We start from the raw sequence: 22,641 nt of genomic DNA on the forward strand, positions 1-22,641 counted from the left end.
AAAAGTGTGGGAGGGGGCTTGCTCCCGATAGCGATGGTTCAGCCAGCACATCGGTTACTGACCCACCGCTATCGGGAGCAAGCCCCTCCCACATTCAGAGCGGTGTCAGGCTTTGGGTGAGCCGATACCCTGGCCCATCTGCACCGGCGAGCCGGCCACCAGTCCCTGCGCCCACTTCACCTGGTCTGGCCCAAACAGCACAATCGCCGTCGAACCCAGCTTGAAGCGGCCCAATTCAGCGCCTTTCTCCAAATGAATCGGCGCCCGTGCGGCTTCGTCATAACGGAAGGTTTTCAGCTCGCGCTTGGGCGGTGTAACCAGCCCGGCCCACACGGTCTCAATCGACGCCACAATCATCGCGCCGACCAGCACCACCGCCATCGGGCCGCGCTCTGTGTCGAAAATGCAGGCAACACGTTCGTTACGCGCAAACAGCTCGGGCACGTTTTCGGCGGTGGTCTGGTTCACCGAGAAGATGCGCCCCGGAATGTAGACCATCTCGCGCAGGGTGCCAGCCAGTGGCATGTGCACCCGGTGGTAGTCCTTCGGCGACAGGTAAACGGTGGCGAAGTCACCGCCCATGAACGGCGCAGCCGCGGCCGCGTCACCGCCCAGCAGCTCCAGCACGCTGAAGCTGTGGCCCTTGGCCTGGAAGACCCGGCCGTGTTCGATCGGGCCAAGCTGGCTGACCGCGCCGTCGGCGGGGCTCAGCACCGCGCCCGGCGTCTGGTCCAGTGGGCGCGCGCCGTCTTTCAACGCACGGGTGAAGAAGGCGTTGAAGTGCTCGTAAGCCGTCACGTCTTCCACCAGGGCCTGGGACATGTCCACCTGATAGCGCTTGGCGAACCAGGTGGTGAAGGCATTCTTGAACCAGCGCACACGGCACTCGGCAATGCAGCCGGCCAGGCGCGACAGCAAGTGGTGCGGCAGCAAGTACTGGCTGAGGATAAACAACTGCTTTTTCATTAACTGTCCTTAAACCTTAAATCTCAACGGGGGTGTCGGGGTGGTTGCCCCATTCGCCCCAGGAACCGGCATAACCTTTGACTCGCGGATAACCGAGCGCCTTGGCCACCAGGTAGGTGAAGCCAGAGCGGTGGTGAGTCTGGCAGTGGGTGATGATTTCCTTGTCGCGGGTAAGCCCCAGGTCTTCGAGGATCTGCGGCATGTCGCGGCGAATGCGCAGGTTGCGCGCCTTGTCCATGCCGGCGGTCCATTCGAAGTTGACGGCGCCGGGGATGTGCCCGCCCTTGGCTGCCAGCACCTTTTCGCCGGAATACTCAAGCGGGCCGCGTGCGTCCCAGATGCCCAGATCGGCAGCGCCGAGACGGCTTTGCAGGTATTCGCGGGTGGCGGTGGGGCCGTCGTGCAGTGTAAGGCTGACCGGGCCGCCGGCCGGGGCGGGCACCTCGGTGGACAGCGGGTAGTGTTCTTCCAGCCAGGCCAACAGGCCGCCATCGAGGTAGTGGTACTTCTGGTGGCCGATCACGTCGAGCAGCCAGATGAAGCGCCCGGCCCAGCCGCCGCCTTCGTCGTCGTACACCACGTAGGTGGCGTCCGGGGTGTGGCCCAGTTCGCCGAACAGTTTTTCCAGTTCGGCCTTGTCCGGCAGCAGGCCCGGTGCCGGTGGCTGACCCAGTTGGGTGCGCTTGGGGTCAACGAAATGCGCGCCGGGGATATGCCCTTCGGCGTAGCGGGCGGCACTGGTGAGGTCCACCACAATCAGGTGCTCGGCATCCAGTTGACCAAGCAGGTCGCTGGACTCGATCACCAGCGGCAAGCCAGAGAAGTCAGGCATGTGAGGTCTCCTGGGCACAAAAGTGGGTGATAAAGGAGGGCGATTGTAGCGCAAGCATCAGGCGCTGCGGTTGGTAAAGCAGTGCAGGGCTTTCTCGACGCATTGGGCGGTTTTGCCGAAGGCCTGCACGGTGGTTTCCGAAAACGGCCCGCCGCCCTGGTCGGCGATCATCAGCATCACCACCTTGCCATTGCAGCTCAGCGAGCGCAGCAGCAGGTGTTCGCCAGCGAACAGGCGGCGCAGGATCGGCGGCAGCAGGGCCGAGAATTGCGCATGGTTGTCGGGCGTAAGGCGCACCTGGGCGGACTTCTCCAGCAAGCGCTGCAGCAGCGTGCTGTTGACCACGTCCAGGCTCAGGTTGGCCGCGTCCCGGGGCAGGCCGTCAACCTGATGCACGCGCAAGGTGCTCTGGGCGCGATCCGTCATCATCAGCATCACCCGCTGCATGCCGCTGGCCACCAGCGCGTCCCGGGCGCAGGTGGTCAGGTGCATGGCGTTGGCGAAGCGGCTCGGCTCCAACAGCAGCTCGGTGCAGTGCCTGCGCCACACGGCGAGGGCTTCGGCGGTGGGCGGTGGCGCCGGCAGCAGGCCGCGATGGACCTTCTGCACATGCCACGGCCAGATCAGCGACAGCGCCGGGTGCCAGAGGTCGGGCATCAAGGTGGTACGGGCGCTGGTGACGGCCTGCTGGTGAGCCTGTTGCTGCACATCGGCCAGCGGCTGTTGCAGGTACAGCGCGGTGAGGTATTGCCAGCGCTCGGCGTGCGGGCAGGTCCAGGACTCCTGGGCCGACATCGCCAGGCCGTTGGCCAGCAGCACGGTATTGGCCGGCTGGTTGAGCCAGCGGCGCAGGTTGGGCTCGGCGTCGAGCAATTGCTGGTGGCGCAGTGCGTCATCCTCGCGGGCGATGCGCAAGGCTTTGACCAGCAGGCGTTTCTCGTTGCGCAGCAACGTATAACCCTGGGACACCCAGACCGGCAGGTGCCAGGCTTCGGTCAGGCCCAGGCACAGGTCCAGAAGGCGCACGCCGAACACCTGTTGTTCCACCGCGCGGGCGCTCTCGCCTTTATGGATGACCCGCAGCTCCCATTCTTCCAGCAGCTTGGGATAGGCCACGGCCATCGGCCACAGCGGTGACAGAAACAGCAGGCTGCCCCAATGAATGTCCTGCCACAGGCGCGCCAGGCGGCTGGCGAACAAGCCGCTGGCCTGTTGGGACGCGTGCTGGCTCACCAGCAGCAATTGGCGCAAGGCCAGCGGGATGTCCTGAGCGGGCACCGAGGGCAGCCGCGCGAGCAGTTCTTCGGCGCGCTTGAGGCCCAGGCGGTTGAGCGCCACTTCGAGGTTTTCCGCCGGTTCCGTCATGCTGCCCTGGGTGTGGCTGTTGGCTTCGCGCATCACGCTGAGCACCAGCGCCGGGCTGTTCTGCATCAGCTCGGCAATATCTCGCAACGAACTGCGGCTGTCGCGAATGGCCTTGCACACGCGCTCATGGGCGGCCTGCGGCACGGGCAGCAGCACATCGTCCAGGCGCTTGATCCAGGCGGCGAGGGTGGTGGGTTTGGCACTTGGGACGCTGGTTTCATTAGCCATCATTGGGGCGCGATCATCACTTGCGTTCAAGGTGCCCGGAACGGGCTGAGTTGGCTTTTCGCCTTAACGGGCTATAGTCTGGCGCAGTTTTGCCGATAAGTAGAACAAGAGTTTTCAGCTGCACCCACTATGTCCATGAACCCGACGGCGCAAGTACAGATCCCCTATGGCTAAAATTATCGGCATCATTGTCGTCATCGCAAGTGTGCTCGGTGGGTACGTCTTGTCCCACGGTAAAATTGCCGCGTTGATCCAGCCTTTCGAAGTGCTGATTATCGGCGGTGCCGCGTTTGGCGCATTCCTGCAGGCCAACCCCGGCTACATGACCATGCACGTGATCAAGAAATCGGTGGGCATGTTCGGCTCGCGCTTTTCTCACACCTTCTATCTGGACGTGCTGGGGCTGGTCTACGAGATCCTCAACAAGAGTCGTCGCGAGGGCATGATGGCCATTGAAGGCGATATCGAAGACGCCGCGGCCAGCCCGATTTTCGCTAAGTACCCGACGGTGCTCAAGGACGAGCGCCTGACCGCCTATATCTGTGATTACCTGCGCATCATGTCCTCCGGCAACATGGCTCCCCATGAGCTGGAAGGCCTGTTCGACATGGAGCTGTTCAGCCTCAAGGAAGAGCTGGAGCATCCATCCCATGCCGTGACCGGCGTCGCCGACGGCATGCCCGGTTTCGGTATCGTTGCGGCAGTGCTCGGCATCGTGGTGACCATGGCTTCCCTCGGCGAAGGTGATCAGGCGGCGATTGGCATGCACGTGGGTGCGGCGCTGGTGGGCACCTTCTTCGGTATCCTGGCGGCCTACGGCTTCTTCGGTCCGCTCGCTACCTGCCTGGCCCACGACGCCAAGGAAGAAGTGAATCTGTACGAAGCGATCAAGGCCAGCCTGGTGGCGTCGGCGTCCGGCATGCCGCCGTCGCTGGCCGTGGAATTCGGGCGCAAGGTGCTCTACCCCAAACATCGCCCGAGTTTCTCCGAGCTGGAGCAAGCGGTTCGCGGTCGCTAAGCCATGGAAAACAACCAGCCGATAATCATCAAGCGCGTCAAGCGCTTCGCTGCGGGGCACCATGGTGGCGCCTGGAAGATCGCCTTCGCCGACTTTGCCACGGCGATGATGGCGTTCTTCCTGGTGCTGTGGCTGATGTCCACCGCCACGCCGGAACAGAAGATCGCCATTGCCGGTTACTTCAAGGACCCGATCGGCTTCTCGGAAAGCGGCACGCCCTTTGTGATCGACCTGGGCGGCTCACCGCAGTTGGCGCCGGAGCGCACCATCAACCCGGAGGTGCAGACCGAATCGCCGCAGGACAAGATTCCCGTGGAGCGCGACACCGTCGAGAGCATGGCCGAACAGGTTGAGCAGGAACGCCTCGAACTGTTGCTGCAGGAGTTGCAGAACAAGGTCGAAGAAAACCCGCAGTTGCTCAAGTTCAAGGATCAGATTTCGTTCGAGATCACCCCGGAAGGCCTGCGCATCCAGATCACCGACGCCGCCAACCGGCCTATGTTCGACTCCGGCAGCGCGCGCCTCAAACCGTACTTTGAAGACATCCTGCTGGCCATGGCCGACACCATCAAGGCGGTGCCGAACAAGATCAGCATCAGCGGCCATACCGACGCCAAGCCCTACGCGGGCCAGGGCGACTTCGGCAACTGGGAGCTGTCGGCCAACCGCGCCAACGCCGCCCGGCGTGCGCTGGTCGCCGGCAGTTACCCGGACCCGCAAGTGGCGCGCGTGGTGGGGTTTGCCTCCTCGCAGCTGTTTGATCACAAGGACCCCTTCAATCCGGTCAACCGTCGCATCGATATCGTCGTACTGACCAAAAAGGCCCAGCGCGCGATTGAAGGCGACCAGCCGCCACCGGCACCCGTCCAGGGTGAAGGCGCACCGGGTGAAGTGCCCACCGACCCGAATGCGATTGCGCCGGGGCAGGAGCCGTTACCGGCCCATGAACTGCGCCAGAAGCTGAATTTGTTCGATGATGGTGGGGTGAAGGATCCGACGGTGCCTGGGACGGGGTCGTAGCTACATAGGCTTTGGCTTATTGTGGCGAGCAGGCTTGTCCTGCGTTTGGCTGCACAGTAGCCCCAAAGCCTGATGAATCATTTCTGGAATAAATAAGCCGTTTGGATGAGGGCTGCTGCGCAGCCCGGCGCGGGGCAAGCCCGCTCGCCAATACGTTCAGTAACTGCTCTCAGGCAAGCTCGCAATAATCGACCGATAGCTGTTCATCCGCTGCTGCTGCACACGTCCGTCTTCCAGTGCCTTGAGCAACGCACACCCAGGTTCGCGGTCGTGTTTGCAGTCGCGGAAGCGGCAGGTGCCTATCAGGTCGTTGAACTCGATGAAGCCCGCTTCCACATCGCTGCGGCTGACGTGGCCCAAACCGAATTCACGAATGCCAGGGGAGTCGATCAGTTCGCCGCCACCCGGGAAGTGGAACAAGCGTGCGGTGGTGGTGGTGTGCGTGCCCTGACCGGACAGCTCCGACAGCGGGCCGACGCGGGTGTCGACTTCCGGCAGCAGGCTGTTGACCAGCGACGACTTGCCCACGCCCGATTGGCCGACGAACACGCTGATACGCCCGTCCAGCTGCTGTTGCAGCTGTTCCATGCCGTCGCCGTGATGGGCCGACACTTCCAGCACCGGGTAACCCAGGGTGCGGTACACCGCCAGCAGTGCGTTGAGCGCGGGGGCGTTCTGGTCGTCGATCAAGTCGAATTTGTTCAGCAGCAGCAGCGGGCGAATGCCGGCATGCTCGGCTGCGACCAGGTAGCGGTCGATCAGGTTGGCATGGGGCTCGGGCAGCGGGGCGAACACGATCACGATCATGTCAACGTTGGCCGCTACCGGCTTGAGCTGACCACGGCTGTCGGGACGACGCAGCTCGGTGGTGCGCGGCAGTTGCGCGACGATGACGCCGATGCCCTGGTTGCCGGCACGCCACACGACCTTGTCGCCGGTGACCAGCGCCGGCAGGTTGGCGCGCAAGTGGCAGCGTGACACTGAGCCGGCGAGTTCGCCTTCCAGCGCCTCCACTTCGACCTGCACACCAAAGTGCGCGATCACCAGGCCCGTCTGTTCCGGGCCGAGGTCGCCGCCCTCGAGCGCTTCCACGGCGGAGGATTCACGTTTGGCGGCGCGCGCGGCGCGTTCGCCTTGAATCTTTTCGATGCGCCAGTTTTGGCGACGATTGAGCTGGCGTTTGGCCATTGGTGTTCCGTGTCGATAATGCAAAGATAGGGTAAAACGGTCGCGAGTCTAGCACGCCGCCGCCTGCTAAACTGCGCGGCCTACGCCAAGGTGCCAAGAGAATCAAGCCATGCTGAACCCACAGAACCTGATTTGGATCGATCTGGAAATGACCGGTCTGGACCCCGACACCGACGTCATCATCGAGATGGCGACGATTGTCACCGACAGCAACCTCAACACCTTGGCCGAAGGTCCGGTGATCGCCATCCACCACAGCGACGCGGTGCTGGCCACCATGGACGAGTGGAACACCCGCACCCACGGCAACTCCGGGCTGACCCAGCGCGTGCGCGACAGCCGCATCAGCATGGCCGAAGCCGAAGCCGAAACCATCGCGTTTCTGGAAAAGTGGGTGCCCAAGGGCAAGTCGCCGATCTGCGGCAACAGCATCTGCCAGGATCGTCGCTTCCTCTATACCCACATGAAGGGGCTGGAGAGTTACTTCCACTATCGCAACCTGGATGTGTCCACCTTGAAGGAGCTGACCGCGCGCTGGGCGCCCGAGGTTAAAGACAGCTTCCATAAAGGCAGCACGCATCTGGCGCTGGATGATATTCGCGAGTCGATTGCCGAGTTGCTGCATTACCGCAAGCATTTCATCAAGGCTTGAAGATGTATTGACTGGCCTGGCGCTATCGGGAGCAAGCCCCCTCCCACATTGATGTGCGAACGCAGTCAAATGTGGGAGGGGGCTTGCTCCCGATGGACGCGACTCGGTCACCTTTGATGCCCATGCAAGGACCGCCCGCATGCTGCTGATGCTCTACCTCATCGCCATTACCGCCGAAGCCATGACCGGCGCCCTGTCCGCCGGTCGGCGCGGCATGGACTGGTTTGGCGTGGTGCTGATCGCCTGTGTCACGGCGCTGGGGGGTGGTTCGGTGCGCGATGTGTTGCTCGGCCACTACCCGCTGACCTGGGTCAAACACCCGGAATACCTGATACTGACTTCGATCGCCGCGCTGGTGACGATCTTTGCCGCACCGCTGATGCGCCGCCTGCGCTCGCTGTTTCTCGCGCTGGACGCCGTGGGGCTGGTGGCTTTTACCCTGATCGGCTGCATGACCGCCCTGGAAATGGGCCACGGCATGCTGGTAGCTTCGGTCAGTGGCGTGATCACTGGGGTGTTCGGTGGCATCCTGCGGGACATCTTCTGCAACGACATCCCGCTGGTGTTCCGCCGTGAGCTGTACGCCAGCGTGTCATTTCTTGCCGCCTGGTTCTACCTGCTGTGCCTTTACCTCGAGTTACCCAGCGAACAGGCCATTCTGCTGACGCTGTTCAGCGGTTTTCTGTTGCGCCTGCTGGCGATCCGCTTTCATTGGGAAATGCCCAAGTTCGTCTATAACGACGACGTTCACTGACGTCCGGCGTGCTGCTTGAGCGCCCATTCCACATGTTCGCGCACCAGCTCTGAAGGGTAATCGCGCCGTGCCTTCAACGCCTCCACTACCGGAATGCTCGACGGCGCATTGCCCAGGCCCACTGCCAGGTTGCGCAGCCAGCGCTCATAACCGGCGCGCCGCAGCGGTGAGCCTTCGGTGCTGCTGAGGAATCTGTCCTCGTCCCACAGAAACAGTTCGGCCAGTTCTGCGTTATCCAGATTGTGCCGTGGCTTGAAATCGCTTTCGGCGGTGGGCCGGGCGAAACGATTCCAGGGGCAAACGATCTGACAGTCATCGCAGCCAAACACGCGGTTGCCGATCAGCGGGCGCAGGTCCTCGGGAATCGCGCTCTTGAGTTCGATGGTGAGGTAGGAAATGCAGCGCCGGGCGTCCAGTACGTAGGGGCCGACGAAGGCATTGGTCGGGCAGATATCCAGGCACGCTGTGCAGCGGCCGCAATGTTCGGTGCTGTGGGGCGCATCCACCGGCAGCGGCAGGTCCACGAACAGCTCGCTGAGGAAAAAGTAGCTGCCGGCCTTGCGGTTGAGCACCAGGGTGTTTTTACCGATCCAGCCGAGGCCGGCCTGTTCGGCGATGGCTTTTTCCAGCACCGGCGCGCTGTCGACAAAGGCGCGAAAGCCGAACGGGCCGATCTGCGCCTGGATGCGGTCGGCCAGTTGCTGCACACGCTTGCGAATCAGCTTGTGGTAGTCGCGGCCCAGGGCGTAACGCGAGATGTAGGCTTTTTCCGGCTGTGCCAGCAAGTGAGCCATCTGGGTGTCGCCGGGCAGATAATCCATGCGCAGCGACACCACGCGCAGGGTGCCCGGCACCAGCTCATCGGGATGGGAGCGTTTGCTGCCATGGGCGCCCATGTAGTCCATCTCGCCGTGATAGCCCGCGTCGAGCCAGCGTTGCAGGTGCTGCTCATGCTCGGCGAGGTCCAGGCCGCTGATGCCCACTTGTTGGAAGCCCAGTTCGCGGCCCCAGTCTTTGATCGATTGGGCGAGTGCGGGCAGATCGGAGGTAATGGCGGGCATGAGACACGGGAAACCACGGGTTAGATGGGTATAATTCTGCCAGACATCGGAGCTTGAAGACGCATGCCTCAGACAAAAGACGAAATAACCGACGTTCAGCCACTGTTGCCCGGCAATTTGCCGCAACTGCCTGCACGTTCCCCGGATGCCCATAAAGGCCAGTTTGGCCATCTGCTGGTGATTGGCGGCGACCATGGCTTTGGCGGCGCCGCGCTGCTGAGCACCGAAAGCGCCCTGCGCAGCGGCGCCGGCATGGTTTCCCTGGCGACCCGGCCTGAGCATGTGCCGGCCGCGCTGGCACGACTGCCGGAGGTCATGACGCTGGGCGTGAGCTCGGCCAACCAGTTGATGGGCCTGTTGGAAAAAACCTCGGTCATCGTCATGGGTCCTGGCCTGGGCGAATCAGCCTGGGGCAGAAGCCTGTTGTCGGTGGCGGCCAACGCCAAACTGCCGCAGGTGTGGGACGCGGATGCACTGAACCTGCTCGCTGCAGGCCATGTCGACTTGCCGGCCAATTGCGTGATCACCCCCCATCCGGGCGAGGTCGCGCGTTTGCTGGGCATTACCACCGCCGAGGTTCAAGCTGATCGCCTCAATGCGGCACTCGCGCTGAGCCGCACATTAAATACCGTGGTTATTCTCAAAGGAGCTGGCAGTCTGATTGCAACCCCCGATGGGGACGTTGCTCGCTGTGACCAGGGCCATCCCGCCATGGCTGCGCCCGGTCTGGGTGATGTATTGGCCGGCTTGGTGGGTGCATTGCTGGCCCAGGGCATGCCGGCTTATGACGCCAGCTGCCTGGCGGTGTGGCTGCACGCTACGGCAGGTGATCGCCAAGGCACCTTCGGTCGCGGGCTGGCGGCCAGCGACCTGATCCCCGCCATTCGTCAATTGCTGGAGGAGCAGTCGCCGTGTCTGACGTAACCCTGTTCCTGGCCGATGAAGATGCCATGGTGGCGCTTGGGAATCGTATCGCCGCCGTCACGGCAGGCGCCGGGCTGATCTTCCTCGAAGGCGACCTCGGCGCGGGCAAGACCACGCTGTCACGGGGGATTATTCGTGGGCTGGGGCACGTTGGCGCGGTGAAAAGTCCCACCTTTACGCTGGTCGAACCCTACGAGATCGGCGACGTGCGCGCCTTTCACTTCGATCTGTATCGCCTGGTCGACCCCGAAGAGCTGGAATACATGGGCATTCGTGATTACTTCGACGAAGATGCGCTGTGCCTGATCGAGTGGCCAGATAAAGGTGCAGGCTTTTTGCCAAAGCCGGACATGACCATTACCATTACGCCGCATGAAACAGGACGTCAGCTGAAGTTGTTGCCCCAGAGCGCGCGTGGCCAGTCGTGGTGCGCCGCTTTGGCTTTGGAATTCAAATAATTGGTGGGGTTAGGTATGCGCTTTCGCGCGTTGGTTGCTGTCGTGGGAGTGTTGCTTGCGGCAATGACTGTCAATGCTCTGGCTGCTTCACAGGTGAAAAGTGTTCGCCTGTGGCGAGCACCGGATAACACGCGACTGGTGTTCGACCTGTCTGGCCCTGTCCAGCACAGCGTCTTTACCCTGGCGGCGCCTGATCGCCTGGTGATCGACATCAACGGCGCGACCCTGGCCGCACCGCTCAAGGTGTCCACCGCCAATACGCCGATCACTGCCATGCGCTCGGCCCAGCGCACGCCCACCGACTTGCGCGTGGTCATCGACCTGAAAAAGGCCGTGACCCCGAAAAGTTTTTCCCTGGCGCCCAACGCCCAGTACGGCAACCGGCTGGTGGTCGACCTGTTCGACAATGCCGCCGACGCCAACCCGACGCCTGCGCCGACGCCGAGCGTGGCGACGGTGCCTGCGGTGCCGGTCAACCCGTCGCAACCGCAGGTTAAATTGCCGCCGCCGCCGCCCGCGCCGCCGGGCAAGCGCGACATTATTGTGGTGATCGACGCCGGCCACGGCGGTGAAGACCCGGGGGCCTCCGGCTCGCGCGGCCAGCATGAAAAAGACGTGGTATTGGCCATCGCCCGCGAGCTGCAGCGCCAGGTCAACGGCATGAAAGGCTATCGCGCCGAGCTGACCCGCACCGGCGACTACTTCATTCCGCTGCGCGGCCGTACGGAAATCGCGCGCAAGAAGGGCGCCGACCTGTTCGTTTCGATCCATGCTGACGCTGCGCCGTCCAGCGCCGCCTTTGGCGCCTCTGTGTTTGCCCTGTCCGATCGCGGCGCCACGTCCGAAACGGCGCGCTGGCTGGCCGACAGTGAAAACCGTTCCGACCTGATCGGCGGGGCCGGCAACGTGTCTCTCGACGACAAGGACAAGATGCTCGCCGGCGTACTGCTCGACCTGTCGATGACCGCCTCGCTGACCTCCAGCCTCAACGTCGGCCAGAAAGTCCTGAGCAACATCGGCCGGGTCACCTCGCTGCATAAACAGCGTGTGGAGCAGGCCGGGTTCATGGTGTTGAAATCACCGGATATCCCTTCGATCCTGGTGGAAACCGGCTTTATCTCCAACGCCAACGAAGCCTCCAAGCTGGCCAGTGCCAGCCATCAGCAGGCCCTGGCGCGTTCCATCAGCGCCGGCGTGCGGCAGTTCTTCCAGCAGAATCCGCCGCCGGGCACCTATATTGCCTGGCTGCGTGATTCCGGCAAAATCGCCCAGGGGCCGCGCGACCATCGCGTGCAGCCCGGCGACACCCTGGCCATGCTGGCGGTGCGCTTCCAGGTGTCGCCTGCCACGTTGCGCAGTGCCAACAACCTGAAGAGCGACGAACTGAAAGTCGGCCAGGTGCTGACCATCCCCGGCACTGAATTGGCGGCACAGTAATGAGCGAGTCCTTGTTGAACAGTGGCTCGCGCATTGAATTGCTCAGCCCGCGCCTGGCCAACCAGATTGCCGCCGGTGAGGTGGTTGAACGCCCGGCGTCGGTGATCAAGGAGCTGCTGGAAAACAGCATCGACTCCGGCGCCAAGCGCATCGACGTCGACGTGGAGCAGGGCGGCGTCAAGCTGCTGCGCGTACGCGACGATGGCAGTGGTATCTCCTCGGATGACCTGCCACTGGCCCTGGCCCGTCACGCCACCAGCAAGATCCGCGACCTCGAAGACCTGGAGCGGGTGATGAGCCTGGGTTTTCGCGGTGAGGCCCTGGCGTCGATCAGCTCCGTGGCGCGCTTGACCCTGACCTCGCGCACCCGCGACGCCGAACAGGCCTGGCAAGTGGAAACCGAAGGTCGCGACATGGCTCCGCGCGTTCAGCCGGCGGCGCATCCGGTGGGTACGTCGGTGGAAGTGCGCGACCTGTTTTTCAACACCCCGGCCCGGCGCAAATTCCTCAAGGCCGAGAAAACCGAATTCGATCACCTGCAGGAAGTCATCAAGCGCCTGGCCCTGGCACGTTTTGACGTGGCGTTTCACCTGCGTCACAACGGCAAGACCATCCTCAGCCTGCACGAAGCCCATGACGATGCCGCGCGTGCCCGGCGGGTCTCGGCGATCTGCGGCGCGGGTTTCCTGGAGCAGGCGCTGCCGATCGAAATCGAGCGCAACGGCCTGCGCCTCTGGGGTTGGGTGGGCCTGCCGACGTTCTCGCGCAGCCAGGCGGACTTGCAGTATTTCTTCGTGAATGGCCGTGCGGTGCGCGACAAGCTGGTGGCGCATGCGGTGCGTCAGGCGTATCGCGACGTGTTGTTCAACGGTCGGCATCCGACCTTTGTGTTGTTCTTTGAGGTCGACCCGTCGGTGGTCGACGTCAATGTGCACCCGACCAAGCATGAAGTGCGCTTCCGTGATGGGCGCATGGTGCATGACTTCCTGTATGGCACCTTGCATCGTGCCCTGGGCGATGTGCGCCCGGACGATCAGCTGTCGGCGCCGATCGTGACGGCGGTGGTGCGGCCGACCGGCCCCGAGGCCGGCGAGTTCGGCCCGCAAGGCGAAATGAGTCTGGCGGCCAACCTGTTGCAATCGCCACAGCCACAGCCCTCTTACACCGCGCCGGGCTCGGGTGCTGGCGCAGGCTATCAGTATCAATACACGCCGCGCCCGCAATCGACCGTGCCGGTGGCCGAGGCTCAGGCGGCCTATCGCGAATTTTTCGCGCCGCTGCCGGGTGCCGAGCCGGGCGCCGCCGTTGCGTTGCCCGAAGGTGGCGGTGATATTCCGCCGCTGGGTTATGCGCTGGCTCAGCTCAAGGGGATCTACATCCTCGCGGAAAACGTCCACGGCCTGGTGCTGGTGGACATGCACGCCGCCCACGAGCGAATCATGTACGAGCGCCTCAAGATCGCCATGGCCAGCGAAGGCCTGAGCGGCCAGCCGCTGCTGGTCCCCGAATCCCTGGCCGTGAGCCAGCGGGAAGCCGACTGCGCCGAAGAGCACCATGGCGTGTTCCAGAAACTCGGTTTTGAACTGCAACGCCTGGGCCCGGAAACCCTGGCGATCCGCCAGATTCCTGCGCTGCTCAAACAGGCCGAGGCCAACCGCCTGGTGGCCGACGTGCTGGCCGACCTCATGGAATATGGCACCAGTGACCGTATCCAGGCGCACATCAATGAATTGCTCGGCACCATGGCCTGCCACGGCGCGATCCGCGCCAATCGCCGTCTGGCCCTGCCGGAAATGAACGGCCTGCTGCGCGACATGGAAAACACCGAGCGCAGCGGCCAGTGCAACCACGGCCGGCCGACCTGGACCCAGATGGGCCTGGACGATCTGGACAAACTGTTCCTGCGCGGCCGCTGATGAGTGCCTTGCCCCCCGCGATCTTTCTGATGGGCCCCACGGCCGCCGGCAAGACCGACCTGGCCATCGAGCTGAGCAAGGTGCTGCCGTGCGAGCTGATCAGCGTTGATTCTGCCCTGGTTTACCGGGACATGGATATCGGCACCGCCAAGCCTTCTAAAGCAGTGCTGGCCGAGCATCCCCACCGCCTGATCGACATCCTCGACCCGTCGATGAGCTATTCGGCTGCGGATTTTCGCACTGACGCCCTGGCAGCCATGGCCGACATCACCGCGCGGGGCAATATCCCGCTGCTGGTGGGCGGCACAATGCTCTACTACAAGGCTTTGCAGGAAGGGCTCGCCGACATGCCGCCCGCCGACGCCCAGGTGCGCGCCGAACTTGAGAACGACGCTGCCCGCCTTGGCTGGCAAGCCCTGCACGACCAACTGGCGGCCGTGGACCCGGTGTCTGCCGCGCGCATTCACCCCAACGATCCGCAGCGCCTCACGCGCGCGCTGGAAGTCTGGCGTGTGAGCGGCCAGACCATGACTGAACACAGGCTGAAACAAACTGCGCAAAGTGCTGATGCAGACGCGTCGGGTCAATCACAATTGCCCTATACTGTCGCGAATCTGGCCATTGCCCCGGCAGATCGCCAGGTGCTGCATGAACGAATTGCGCAAAGATTCACGATTATGTTGGAACAGGGGTTTGTGGACGAGGTCGTAGCTTTGCGTTCCCGAGGTGACCTGCATGCCGGGCTGCCTTCGATACGCGCTGTCGGCTATCGCCAGGTCTGGGATTATCTGGATGGCAAGCTGACGTCAGCCGACATGCAGGAGCGCGGCATCATCGCCACGCGCCAATTGGCGAAGCGCCAGTTCACCTGGCTGCGCAGCTGGAGCGATTTGCACTGGCTGGACAGCCTGGACAGCGACAATCTGTCACGCGCCTTGAAATACCTGGGGTCGGTCTCCATATTGAGCTGAGTCCTTGCAATTGCCGTCTATCCTTGGGGGTGTGACGGCCATAAGCTACCCATTTTCCGATTTTTTAATTATTGATCCTTAAAGGAGTGCGACACATGTCAAAAGGGCATTCGCTACAAGACCCTTACTTGAACACTTTACGTAAAGAGAAAGTGGGGGTTTCCATCTACCTGGTTAACGGTATCAAGCTGCAAGGCACGATCGAGTCGTTCGACCAGTTCGTGATCCTGCTGAAAAACACCGTCAGCCAGATGGTCTACAAGCACGCTATCTCGACAGTCGTTCCAGTCCGTCCAATCCGTCTGCCTAGCGCAGCAGGTGATGATGCAGCTGACGCTGAGCCAGGTAACGCCTGATAGGAGTCTCCTTTGTTCTTTGAGCGCCACGGTGGTGGTGAGCGAGTAATCCTCGTTCACTTGGATGGACAGGACCCTGAGGCGCGCGAAGATCCGCAGGAGTTTCAGGAGTTGGCAAATTCGGCCGGCGCCGAGACCGTTGCGTTTTTTAACGTGCCGCGTCATCGGCCAACCGCCAAATACCTGATCGGCAGCGGCAAGGTCGAAGAACTGCGCGACCTGGTCCACGCTGAAGAAGCCGATCTGGTGATCTTCAATCACACCCTTACGCCCAGTCAGGAACGCAACCTCGAACGTGTTTTCGAGTGTCGCGTGATCGACCGTACCGGTCTGATTCTCGATATTTTTGCCCAGCGCGCCCGCACCCATGAAGGCAAGCTTCAGGTCGAACTGGCCCAGCTTGACCACATGAGTACGCGTCTGGTGCGCGGCTGGACTCACCTTGAGCGTCAGGGTGGCGGTATCGGCATGCGCGGTCCGGGTGAAACCCAGCTCGAAACCGACCGACGCCTGCTGCGGGTGCGCTTGCGCCAGATCAAGGGGCGCCTGGAGAAGGTACGCAGCCAGCGCGAGCAATCGCGTCGGGGCCGTTCGCGTGCGGATATTCCTACCGTATCGCTGGTGGGCTATACCAACGCTGGCAAATCCACGCTCTTCAACAATGTGACGAAGTCGGACGTGTATGCCGCCGACCAACTGTTCGCCACTCTCGACCCGACCTTGCGCCGCCTTGATATAGGCGACCTGGGGCCGATTGTCCTGGCAGACACGGTAGGTTTCATTCGTCACTTGCCCCACAAGCTGGTCGAGGCCTTTCGGTCTACGCTCGAAGAGTCGAGCAATTCCGACCTGCTGCTGCATGTGATCGATGCGGCCGAACCGGACCGCATGCTGCAGATTGAACAGGTGATGGTGGTACTGGGCGAGATTGGTGCCCAGGACTTGCCGATCCTCGAGGTCTATAACAAACTCGATTTGCTTGAAGGCGTTGAGCCACAAATCCAGCGCGACGAGAATGGCGTACCCCAGCGGGTGTGGCTGTCGGCGCGTGATGGCAGTGGTCTGGAGCTGCTTGAACAAGCGATTGCCGAACTGCTCGGCAGTGATTTGTTCGTCGGCACCTTGCGCTTGCCGCAGCGTTTTGCTCGACTGCGTGCACAGTTTTTCGAACTGGGCGCCGTACAGAAAGAAGAACACGACGAAGAAGGTGTCAGCTTGCTGGCCGTTCGGTTGCCGCGCTCGGAGCTCAATCGGCTGGTCAGCCGCGAGGGTGAGGTACCAGAGGAGTTCATCGAACAACACACTTTGCAATAAAAGCCTCCTAAAGCGGTTGTGCCGCAATGGCAGGCATTCTGTAGCATTGGTCGGCGCGCCGTGGGCGCGTCTTTGCTTTATCAGATGGAGAGCGCTATGGCTTGGAATGAGCCGGGTGGCAACTCGAATAATCAGGATCCTTGGGGTGGTAAGCGCCGCAATAATGGCGACCGCAAGGGGCCACCAGATCTCGACGAGGCCTTCCGAAAGCTGCAGGAAAGCCTGAATGGGTTGTTCGGTGGTGGGAAAAAACGGGGTGGTGACGACGGCGGTCGCACAAGCAAGGGCGGTGGCTATGGCCTGCTGGGCCTGGGTCTTGTCGTGCTGGCGGCCGTATGGCTGTACAGCGCCGTTTACGTGGTGGACGAGCAGGAGCAAGCCGTGGTGCTGCGCTTCGGCAAGTACTACGAGACGGTCGGGCCGGGCCTGAACATCTACTTCCCGCCGATCGACAAGAAGTACATGGAGAACGTTACACGTGAGCGTTCCTATACCAAGCAGGGCCAGATGCTGACCGAAGACGAAAACATCGTCGAAGTGCCGCTGACCGTGCAGTACAAGATCACCAACCTGCAGGACTTCGTGCTGAACGTCGACCAGCCGGAAATCAGCCTGCAACACGCAACCGAAAGTGCCTTGCGCCATGTGGTGGGCTCCACCGCCATGGATCAGGTGCTGACCGAAGGTCGTGAATTGATGGCCAGCGAAATCAAGGAGCGCCTGCAACGGTTCCTCGATACGTATCGCACCGGTATCACCGTCACCCAGGTGAACGTGCAGAGCGCAGCGGCACCGCGTGAAGTGCAGGAAGCCTTCGACGACGTGATCCGCGCCCGTGAAGACGAGCAGCGTTCGCGCAACCAGGCTGAAACCTACGCCAACGGCGTCGTGCCGGAAGCCCGTGGTCAGGCCCAGCGCATCCTTGAAGATGCCAACGGCTACCGTGACGAAGTGGTCTCGCGCGCCAAGGGTGAGGCGGATCGCTTTACCAAGCTGGTTGCCGAGTATCGCAAGGCACCCGAGGTCACCCGTGAGCGTCTGTATCTGGATACCATGCAGGAAGTCTTCAGCAACACCAGCAAGGTTCTCGTGACCGGCAGCAAGGGCGGGCAGAACAACCTGCTGTACCTGCCGCTGGACAAGATGATCGAAGGTGGTCGTAGTGGCGCCAGCGCGCCGTCGACCGGTTCGAACGCCGCTGCCAACGAAGCCAGCGCCCGTGCGGCCGCGGATCTGCTGCAACAGCAAACACGTACCAGGGAGAGTCGTTGATGAGCAATAAATCGCTGACCGCCCTGATTGTGGGCGTCGTCGTGGTCATCGCTGCCTGGAACTGCTTCTACATCGTCGCTCAGACCGAGCGCGCGGTGCTGCTGCAATTCGGTCGCGTGGTCCAGGCGGATGTCCAGCCCGGACTGCATGTGAAGGTTCCTTACGTCAATCAGGTGCGCAAGTTCGACGGTCGCCTGATGACCCTGGATGCACCAACGCAGCGCTTCCTGACCCTGGAAAAGAAAGCCGTGATGGTTGACGCCTACGCCAAGTGGCGCGTCAAGGATGCCGAGCGGTACTACACCGCGACCTCCGGCCAGAAGCAGCTTGCCGATGATCGTTTGTCGCGGCGTCTCGAGTCGGGCCTGCGCGACCAGTTCGGTAAGCGCACTCTGCACGAGGTGGTATCCGGCGAGCGTGATGCGCTGATGGCGGATATCACCCGCTCGCTGAACACCATGGCGGAAAAGGAACTGGGTATTGAAGTGGTCGATGTGCGCGTCAAGGCCATTGATCTGCCCAAGGAAGTGAACCGCAGCGTGTTCGAACGTATGAGCACCGAGCGTGAGCGTGAGGCACGTGAGCACCGCGCAAAGGGTAACGAACTGGCTGAGGGGATCCGTGCGGATGCCGACCGTCAGCGTCGTGTCCTGCTGGCGGAAGCCTATCGCGAGTCTGAAGAGGCCCGTGGTGATGGCGATGCGCAAGCGGCGGCGATCTACTCCAAGGCCTATGGCCAGGACCAGGAGTTCTACGCGTTCTATCGTAGCCTGCGTGCCTACCGCGAAAGCTTCGCGAACAAAACTGACGTCATGGTGCTGGACCCAAGCAGCGATTTCTTCCGCTACCTGGAAAAAGCCAAGTAATCAGCTCGTCACTGTGCAGGAACCACTCCGTCGGGCGGCTAAAATGCCGGGCGGGGTGATCCTTTCAGAAAACGGGTGTATGATGCGGCAGCCGGGAAATTCCCGGCTTTTTTGCGTCTGCATGTTTGATTGTTGATGGTCGCGCAGGCGCCACAGGTTTTTCGAGGAAAGTGCCCGACGAGGCCATTTACAGGCCGTTCGTCACGTCGCTCTTGCGCGTGGTTTATGCAAGGGGCGGGTGTTTTCTGCTTCACTCAAGGCTCGGCCGAGGGCTGGCCGCCCGGATCAAAGGGGAATGGCGTAATGGCAACGGTAGACCGCTGGCTGCTGCCAGATGGCATCGAAGAAGTACTGCCACCAGAGGCTGCGCGCATTGAAGTCGCGCGTCGCCAGGTGTTGGATCTGTTCCAGAGCTGGGGTTACGAGTTTGTCGTGACTCCCCATATCGAGTACCTGGAATCCCTGCTGACCGGCGCGGGCCAGGACCTGGATCTGCGCACCTTCAAGGTCATCGACCCGCAATCGGGCCGGCAGATGGGCTTTCGTGCCGACATCACGCCACAGGTTGCGCGCATCGACGCGCACACGCTGCGCCGCGAAGGCCCGAGCCGTCTGTGCTACGCCGGCAGCGTGCTGCATGCGCAGCCGCGTGCCCTGTCGTCTTCGCGCAGCCCGATCCAGTTGGGTGCCGAGCTGTATGGCGACGCCAGCCCGAGCAGCGACGTTGAAGTGATCAGCCTGATGCTGGCCATGCTGCAACTGGCTGACGTGCCGGATGTGCACATGGACCTGGGCCACGTGGGTATCTACCGTGGTCTGGCCCGTGCGGCCGGGTTGTCCGGCGAAGTGGAGCAGCAGTTGTTCGATGCCCTGCAACGCAAGGCCATCGATGAAGTCATTGCCCTCACCGAAGGCGTGTCTGCAGACCTGGCCGGCATGCTGCGTGCGCTGGTCAACCTGTGCGGTGGCCGTGAAGTGCTGGTGGCCGCGCGTGAGCGCCTGGCCAATGCGCCGGCATCGGTATTGGCCGCGCTGGACGACGTGCAGGCCATCGCCGAGCAGTTGTCGGCGCGTTTCCCGCAGTTGCCGCTGTACTTTGATCTGGGCGAGTTGCGCGGCTACCACTACCACACGGGTGTGGTGTTCGCCGTATTTGTGCCGGGTGTTGGCCAGGCCATCGCCCAGGGCGGTCGTTATGACGATATCGGCGCTGACTTCGGTCGCGCGCGTCCGGCAACCGGCTTTTCCACCGATTTGAAAACCCTGGTGACCCTGGGGCGTGCTGAGGTCGAGCTGCCGTCTGGTGGCATCTGGATGCCCGACAGTACGGACACAGCACTCTGGCAGCAGGTTTGCCAGTTGCGCAGTGAGGGTCAGCGTGTGGTCCAGGCTTTGCCTGGGCAGCCATTGGCCGCCGCCCGTGAAGCGGACTGCGACCGGCAATTGATTCAGCAGAACGGGCTTTGGCAAGTATCGCCACTGGCTTCTTGAGTTTTCCTGCCGGCCATCGCCGGCACCAAGTTTGCGCGAATGAGGACAAGTGTTATGGGTAAGAATGTCGTAGTCCTGGGCACCCAATGGGGTGATGAGGGCAAAGGCAAGATCGTTGATCTGCTGACCGAACATGCTGCCGCCGTAGTGCGCTACCAGGGCGGCCACAACGCTGGCCACACCCTGGTCATCGATGGCGAAAAAACCGTCTTGCACCTGATCCCGTCGGGCGTGCTGCGCGAAGGCGTGCAGTGCCTGATCGGCAACGGCGTGGTGGTAGCCCCCGACGCCCTGCTGCGCGAGATCACCAAGCTGGAAGAAAAAGGCGTGCCGGTGCGCGAGCGCCTGCGTATCAGCCCGTCCTGCCCGCTGATCCTGTCCTTCCACGTTGCCCTGGACCAGGCCCGTGAAAAGGCGCGTGGCGAGCTGAAGATCGGCACCACCGGTCGCGGCATCGGCCCGGCGTACGAAGACAAGGTTGCCCGTCGTGGCCTGCGTGTGGGCGACCTGCTCAATATGCCGCGCTTTGAAGACAAGCTGCGTGAACTGGTGGATTACCACAACTTCATGCTGGTCGGTTACTACAAAGAGCCGGCCATCGAGTTCGACAAGACCCTGGCCGAGTGCAAGGAATACGCCGAGCTGCTCAAGCCGCTGATGCTGGACGTGACCGCCGAGCTGCACGACCTGCGTCGCGCCGGCAAGGACATCATGTTCGAAGGCGCCCAGGGCTCGCTGCTGGACATCGACCACGGTACCTACCCGTATGTGACCAGCTCCAACACCACTGCTGGCGGCGTGGCCACCGGTTCGGGCGTTGGGCCGATGTTCCTCGACTACATCCTGGGCATCACCAAGGCCTACACCACCCGCGTGGGCTCGGGTCCTTTCCCGACTGAGCTGTTCGACGCCGTGGGCGCGCATCTTGCCAAGCAGGGTCACGAGTTCGGCGCCACCACCGGCCGTGCCCGTCGTTGTGGCTGGTTCGACGCCGTTATCCTGCGTCGCGCCATCGATGTGAACAGCATCTCCGGCATCTGCCTGACCAAGCTGGACGTACTCGACGGTCTGGAAGCCATCAACATCTGCATCGGCTACAAGGATGCGCAAGGTAATGATGTGGCACCGACCGACGCTGACAGCTACGTAGGCCTGCAGCCGGTGTACGAAGAAGTGCCGGGCTGGACCGAATCGACCGTGGGCGCCAAGACCCTGGAAGAGCTGCCGGTTAACGCCCGTGCCTACATCAAACGCGTTGAAGAGTTGATCGGGGCGCCGATCGACATTATTTCGACGGGGCCGGACCGCAACGAAACCATCGTTCTGCGCCATCCGTTCGCTTGATAAGCGATTGATGTAAAAAGCAAAGGGCTCCTTCGGGAGCCCTTTTTCATGGGCGTCTGCCAGACGGCACGACACTTGCTGTTATTCTCTCTTTCGCGGTGCTATCAAATTAGTGGCACCCGTGGTCGAGGGATTACCGATGTCTGCCGTTCTCTCAGTGTTACAAAGTCGTCTGTTGCGTCCGGTGTTCGTTACTCTGGGTATCGCCCTTTTGGTGCAAGTGCTGGTCGCCGTCGCGCTGACGCGGAGCACGGTCACAGCGTTGGAGGCGGATTTGGCCGCGCGTCTGGGCGTCGACAGCGAAAAGCTGTCAGGCGAACTGGCCCAGGCCGGCAAGGAAGTCACGTCGAGTCTGGAGAGCTTGTCGACCAGCACGCGCCAGCGTCTGACCGCAGGGCTTTCAACACGCCTGCAGGAAGAGCAGAAGCAACTGCGTGCGACTCTGGAAAAAGACCTGCAAGACTCCGCCAACGACATGGCGCAGTTGCTGGCCTCGGTGGCGCCGCGCGCCATGTGGGACAGCGATGTGCCGACGTTGTCCGAGTTCGCCCGGCGCGCCCAGCGCAATCCCAACGTGTTGTTCGTGGTCTACGACGACGCTACGGGTGAGCATCTGACTCGCTACCTCAATCGTGAAAACCCGATCAACCAGGCGCTGCTGGCCAAGGGCGCCGGTGAGCGCGCCCTCGACAAAGTGCTGGATGCGGCCAGGTCCGATCCTGCCGTGTACTACGTCGAAGCATCCATCAGCCCCAATGGGGTCGAGATTGGCAAGGTGCGCATGGGCGTTTCGACCGCCTCGGTGGAGGCGAATCTGCAAGCCCTCGACAAACGCTTCGCCGCGTTGATCGCCAGCGGCGATCAACTGGTGGGCGACAGCCTCAAGGGCGCAGCCGCTGACAGCGCGTCCGCCATGGGCGCGCGTCTGCAATCAGCCCAGGTCACCGCCAACCAGATGACCGCCAACACCACCGATGCCGTGCAGGATGCGGCGGGCACGCTGCGCTGGCGCATCGGTATGGGGCTCGCCATCGTGGGCTTGGCGGTGCTGCTGCTGATCGCCATCGTGCTGGGACGGCGCGTGGTCAATCGCCTGAAACTGTTGATTGCCGCCATGGATGACCTGGCTGCGGGCGACGGCGACCTGACCCGGCGCGTGCAAATTAACAGTAAGGACGAAATCGGCGCCATGGCTTCGGCGGTCAATC

20 protein-coding genes and 1 pseudogene are annotated in these 22,641 nt (G+C 62.4%); 16 read left to right on the forward strand and 5 right to left on the reverse strand.

Features of this window, described 5'->3' with window-relative positions; all coding sequences use genetic code 11:
- Nucleotides 1–105 precede the first annotated feature (105 nt).
- Genes asd through VRB54_RS02290 form a run of 3 tightly spaced genes read right to left on the reverse strand, consistent with a single transcriptional unit; the run spans nucleotide 106 to nucleotide 3,391 of the window.
- Nucleotides 106–966 carry an archaetidylserine decarboxylase gene (gene asd, locus VRB54_RS02280; protein WP_338479374.1) on the reverse strand — a complete coding sequence of 287 codons (861 nt, stop codon included), beginning with the start codon at nucleotides 964–966 and terminating at the stop codon, nucleotides 106–108.
- Nucleotides 967–982: 16 nt separating this feature from the next.
- Nucleotides 983–1,798 (reverse strand): rhodanese-like domain-containing protein, encoded by an 816-nt coding sequence (locus tag VRB54_RS02285; RefSeq protein WP_338479375.1) that lies wholly within the window; start codon nucleotides 1,796–1,798, stop codon nucleotides 983–985.
- Nucleotides 1,799–1,855: 57 nt separating this feature from the next.
- Nucleotides 1,856–3,391, reverse strand: coding sequence for an HDOD domain-containing protein (locus VRB54_RS02290; protein ID WP_338481037.1), 1,536 nt, complete (start codon nucleotides 3,389–3,391; stop codon nucleotides 1,856–1,858).
- A gap of 166 nt (nucleotides 3,392–3,557) precedes the next feature.
- On the opposite strand from VRB54_RS02290, the gene motA reads away from it, so the two are divergent.
- Together motA and motB are read left to right on the forward strand one after the other, a co-directional pair.
- The gene (gene motA / locus VRB54_RS02295; RefSeq protein WP_003236261.1) at nucleotides 3,558–4,409 is read left to right on the forward strand and encodes a flagellar motor stator protein MotA; all 852 of its coding nucleotides are present in this window, start codon (nucleotides 3,558–3,560) and stop codon (nucleotides 4,407–4,409) included.
- A gap of 3 nt (nucleotides 4,410–4,412) precedes the next feature.
- Entirely contained in the window at nucleotides 4,413–5,429 is a 1,017-nt protein-coding gene (gene motB, locus VRB54_RS02300; protein WP_338479376.1) for a flagellar motor protein MotB, read from the forward strand.
- A 156-nt stretch (nucleotides 5,430–5,585) separates the two neighbouring features.
- On the opposite strand, the gene rsgA is transcribed toward motB, so the two are convergent.
- Nucleotides 5,586–6,617, reverse strand: a complete 1,032-nt coding sequence (gene rsgA / locus VRB54_RS02305) for a small ribosomal subunit biogenesis GTPase RsgA (RefSeq protein WP_003236258.1) — start codon at nucleotides 6,615–6,617, stop codon at nucleotides 5,586–5,588.
- 109 nt (nucleotides 6,618–6,726) lie between these two features.
- Here rsgA and orn point away from each other — a divergent pair, with 109 nt between their 5' ends.
- A complete protein-coding gene (gene orn, locus VRB54_RS02310; RefSeq protein ID WP_338479377.1) occupies nucleotides 6,727–7,269 on the forward strand; it encodes an oligoribonuclease in 543 nt (180 codons plus the stop codon).
- 139 nt (nucleotides 7,270–7,408) lie between these two features.
- Complete coding sequence (locus VRB54_RS02315; RefSeq protein ID WP_057010242.1) at nucleotides 7,409–8,023, forward strand: trimeric intracellular cation channel family protein; 615 nt, start codon at nucleotides 7,409–7,411, stop codon at nucleotides 8,021–8,023.
- Here VRB54_RS02315 and queG read toward each other — a convergent pair.
- Nucleotides 8,017–9,084 carry a tRNA epoxyqueuosine(34) reductase QueG gene (gene queG / locus VRB54_RS02320; RefSeq protein ID WP_338479378.1) on the reverse strand — a complete coding sequence of 356 codons (1,068 nt, stop codon included), beginning with the start codon at nucleotides 9,082–9,084 and terminating at the stop codon, nucleotides 8,017–8,019. The genes VRB54_RS02315 and queG overlap by 7 nt on opposite strands.
- Nucleotides 9,085–9,147: 63 nt before the next feature.
- On the opposite strand from queG, the gene VRB54_RS02325 reads away from it, so the two are divergent.
- The 12 genes and pseudogenes from VRB54_RS02325 to VRB54_RS24445 form a co-directional block, all read left to right on the forward strand.
- The gene (locus VRB54_RS02325) at nucleotides 9,148–10,008 is read left to right on the forward strand and encodes an NAD(P)H-hydrate dehydratase (RefSeq protein ID WP_338479379.1); all 861 of its coding nucleotides are present in this window, start codon (nucleotides 9,148–9,150) and stop codon (nucleotides 10,006–10,008) included.
- Nucleotides 9,996–10,466: a tRNA (adenosine(37)-N6)-threonylcarbamoyltransferase complex ATPase subunit type 1 TsaE gene (gene tsaE, locus VRB54_RS02330; RefSeq protein WP_338479380.1), complete on the forward strand. Its 471-nt coding sequence runs from the start codon at nucleotides 9,996–9,998 to the stop codon at nucleotides 10,464–10,466. Before VRB54_RS02325 ends, tsaE begins: the two co-directional genes overlap by 13 nt.
- A gap of 15 nt (nucleotides 10,467–10,481) precedes the next feature.
- Nucleotides 10,482–11,903 carry an N-acetylmuramoyl-L-alanine amidase gene (locus VRB54_RS02335; RefSeq protein ID WP_338479381.1) on the forward strand — a complete coding sequence of 474 codons (1,422 nt, stop codon included), beginning with the start codon at nucleotides 10,482–10,484 and terminating at the stop codon, nucleotides 11,901–11,903.
- A complete protein-coding gene (gene mutL, locus VRB54_RS02340) occupies nucleotides 11,903–13,819 on the forward strand; it encodes a DNA mismatch repair endonuclease MutL (RefSeq protein ID WP_422396071.1) in 1,917 nt (638 codons plus the stop codon). Before VRB54_RS02335 ends, mutL begins: the two co-directional genes overlap by 1 nt.
- Nucleotides 13,819–14,790, forward strand: coding sequence for a tRNA (adenosine(37)-N6)-dimethylallyltransferase MiaA (miaA, locus tag VRB54_RS02345; RefSeq protein ID WP_338479382.1), 972 nt, complete (start codon nucleotides 13,819–13,821; stop codon nucleotides 14,788–14,790). The genes mutL and miaA overlap by 1 nt, the downstream gene beginning before the upstream one ends.
- Nucleotides 14,791–14,885: 95 nt before the next feature.
- Nucleotides 14,886–15,146 carry an RNA chaperone Hfq gene (gene hfq / locus VRB54_RS02350; protein ID WP_003171355.1) on the forward strand — a complete coding sequence of 87 codons (261 nt, stop codon included), beginning with the start codon at nucleotides 14,886–14,888 and terminating at the stop codon, nucleotides 15,144–15,146.
- A gap of 12 nt (nucleotides 15,147–15,158) precedes the next feature.
- Nucleotides 15,159–16,460 carry a ribosome rescue GTPase HflX gene (gene hflX / locus VRB54_RS02355; protein ID WP_338479383.1) on the forward strand — a complete coding sequence of 434 codons (1,302 nt, stop codon included), beginning with the start codon at nucleotides 15,159–15,161 and terminating at the stop codon, nucleotides 16,458–16,460.
- A 96-nt stretch (nucleotides 16,461–16,556) separates the two neighbouring features.
- The gene (gene hflK / locus VRB54_RS02360) at nucleotides 16,557–17,732 is read left to right on the forward strand and encodes an FtsH protease activity modulator HflK (RefSeq protein WP_003236241.1); all 1,176 of its coding nucleotides are present in this window, start codon (nucleotides 16,557–16,559) and stop codon (nucleotides 17,730–17,732) included.
- The gene (gene hflC / locus VRB54_RS02365; RefSeq protein ID WP_209987893.1) at nucleotides 17,732–18,598 is read left to right on the forward strand and encodes a protease modulator HflC; all 867 of its coding nucleotides are present in this window, start codon (nucleotides 17,732–17,734) and stop codon (nucleotides 18,596–18,598) included. Before hflK ends, hflC begins: the two co-directional genes overlap by 1 nt.
- A gap of 303 nt (nucleotides 18,599–18,901) precedes the next feature.
- The gene (locus VRB54_RS02370) at nucleotides 18,902–20,089 is read left to right on the forward strand and encodes an ATP phosphoribosyltransferase regulatory subunit (protein WP_338479384.1); all 1,188 of its coding nucleotides are present in this window, start codon (nucleotides 18,902–18,904) and stop codon (nucleotides 20,087–20,089) included.
- 54 nt (nucleotides 20,090–20,143) lie between these two features.
- Nucleotides 20,144–21,433: an adenylosuccinate synthase gene (locus VRB54_RS02375; protein ID WP_338479385.1), complete on the forward strand. Its 1,290-nt coding sequence runs from the start codon at nucleotides 20,144–20,146 to the stop codon at nucleotides 21,431–21,433.
- Nucleotides 21,434–22,547: 1,114 nt separating this feature from the next.
- Nucleotides 22,548–22,601, forward strand: a pseudogene (locus VRB54_RS24445) (hypothetical protein); the annotation flags it as partial.
- Nucleotides 22,602–22,641 lie beyond the last annotated feature (40 nt).

This window comes from Pseudomonas trivialis, assembly GCF_036864995.1.
Lineage (GTDB): Bacteria > Pseudomonadota > Gammaproteobacteria > Pseudomonadales > Pseudomonadaceae > Aquipseudomonas > Aquipseudomonas trivialis.

Bases quoted from the DNA above. Each gene is read 5' to 3' on its own strand.
- miaA (WP_338479382.1), top strand. From the start codon at position 13,819: ATGAGTGCCTTGCCCCCCGCGATCTTTCTGATGGGCCCCACGGCCGCC.
- VRB54_RS02315 (WP_057010242.1), top strand. From the start codon at position 7,409: ATGCTGCTGATGCTCTACCTCATCGCCATTACCGCCGAAGCCATGACC.
- orn (WP_338479377.1), top strand. From the start codon at position 6,727: ATGCTGAACCCACAGAACCTGATTTGGATCGATCTGGAAATGACCGGT.
- VRB54_RS02290 (WP_338481037.1), bottom strand. From the start codon at position 3,391: ATGGCTAATGAAACCAGCGTCCCAAGTGCCAAACCCACCACCCTCGCC.
- queG (WP_338479378.1), bottom strand. From the start codon at position 9,084: ATGCCCGCCATTACCTCCGATCTGCCCGCACTCGCCCAATCGATCAAA.
- motB (WP_338479376.1), top strand. From the start codon at position 4,413: ATGGAAAACAACCAGCCGATAATCATCAAGCGCGTCAAGCGCTTCGCT.
- hflC (WP_209987893.1), top strand. From the start codon at position 17,732: ATGAGCAATAAATCGCTGACCGCCCTGATTGTGGGCGTCGTCGTGGTC.
- VRB54_RS02370 (WP_338479384.1), top strand. From the start codon at position 18,902: ATGGCAACGGTAGACCGCTGGCTGCTGCCAGATGGCATCGAAGAAGTA.
- VRB54_RS02325 (WP_338479379.1), top strand. From the start codon at position 9,148: ATGCCTCAGACAAAAGACGAAATAACCGACGTTCAGCCACTGTTGCCC.
- motA (WP_003236261.1), top strand. From the start codon at position 3,558: ATGGCTAAAATTATCGGCATCATTGTCGTCATCGCAAGTGTGCTCGGT.
- hfq (WP_003171355.1), top strand. From the start codon at position 14,886: ATGTCAAAAGGGCATTCGCTACAAGACCCTTACTTGAACACTTTACGT.
- VRB54_RS02375 (WP_338479385.1), top strand. From the start codon at position 20,144: ATGGGTAAGAATGTCGTAGTCCTGGGCACCCAATGGGGTGATGAGGGC.
- mutL (WP_422396071.1), top strand. From the start codon at position 11,903: ATGAGCGAGTCCTTGTTGAACAGTGGCTCGCGCATTGAATTGCTCAGC.
- hflK (WP_003236241.1), top strand. From the start codon at position 16,557: ATGGCTTGGAATGAGCCGGGTGGCAACTCGAATAATCAGGATCCTTGG.
- VRB54_RS02285 (WP_338479375.1), bottom strand. From the start codon at position 1,798: ATGCCTGACTTCTCTGGCTTGCCGCTGGTGATCGAGTCCAGCGACCTG.
- rsgA (WP_003236258.1), bottom strand. From the start codon at position 6,617: ATGGCCAAACGCCAGCTCAATCGTCGCCAAAACTGGCGCATCGAAAAG.
- VRB54_RS02335 (WP_338479381.1), top strand. From the start codon at position 10,482: ATGCGCTTTCGCGCGTTGGTTGCTGTCGTGGGAGTGTTGCTTGCGGCA.
- asd (WP_338479374.1), bottom strand. From the start codon at position 966: ATGAAAAAGCAGTTGTTTATCCTCAGCCAGTACTTGCTGCCGCACCAC.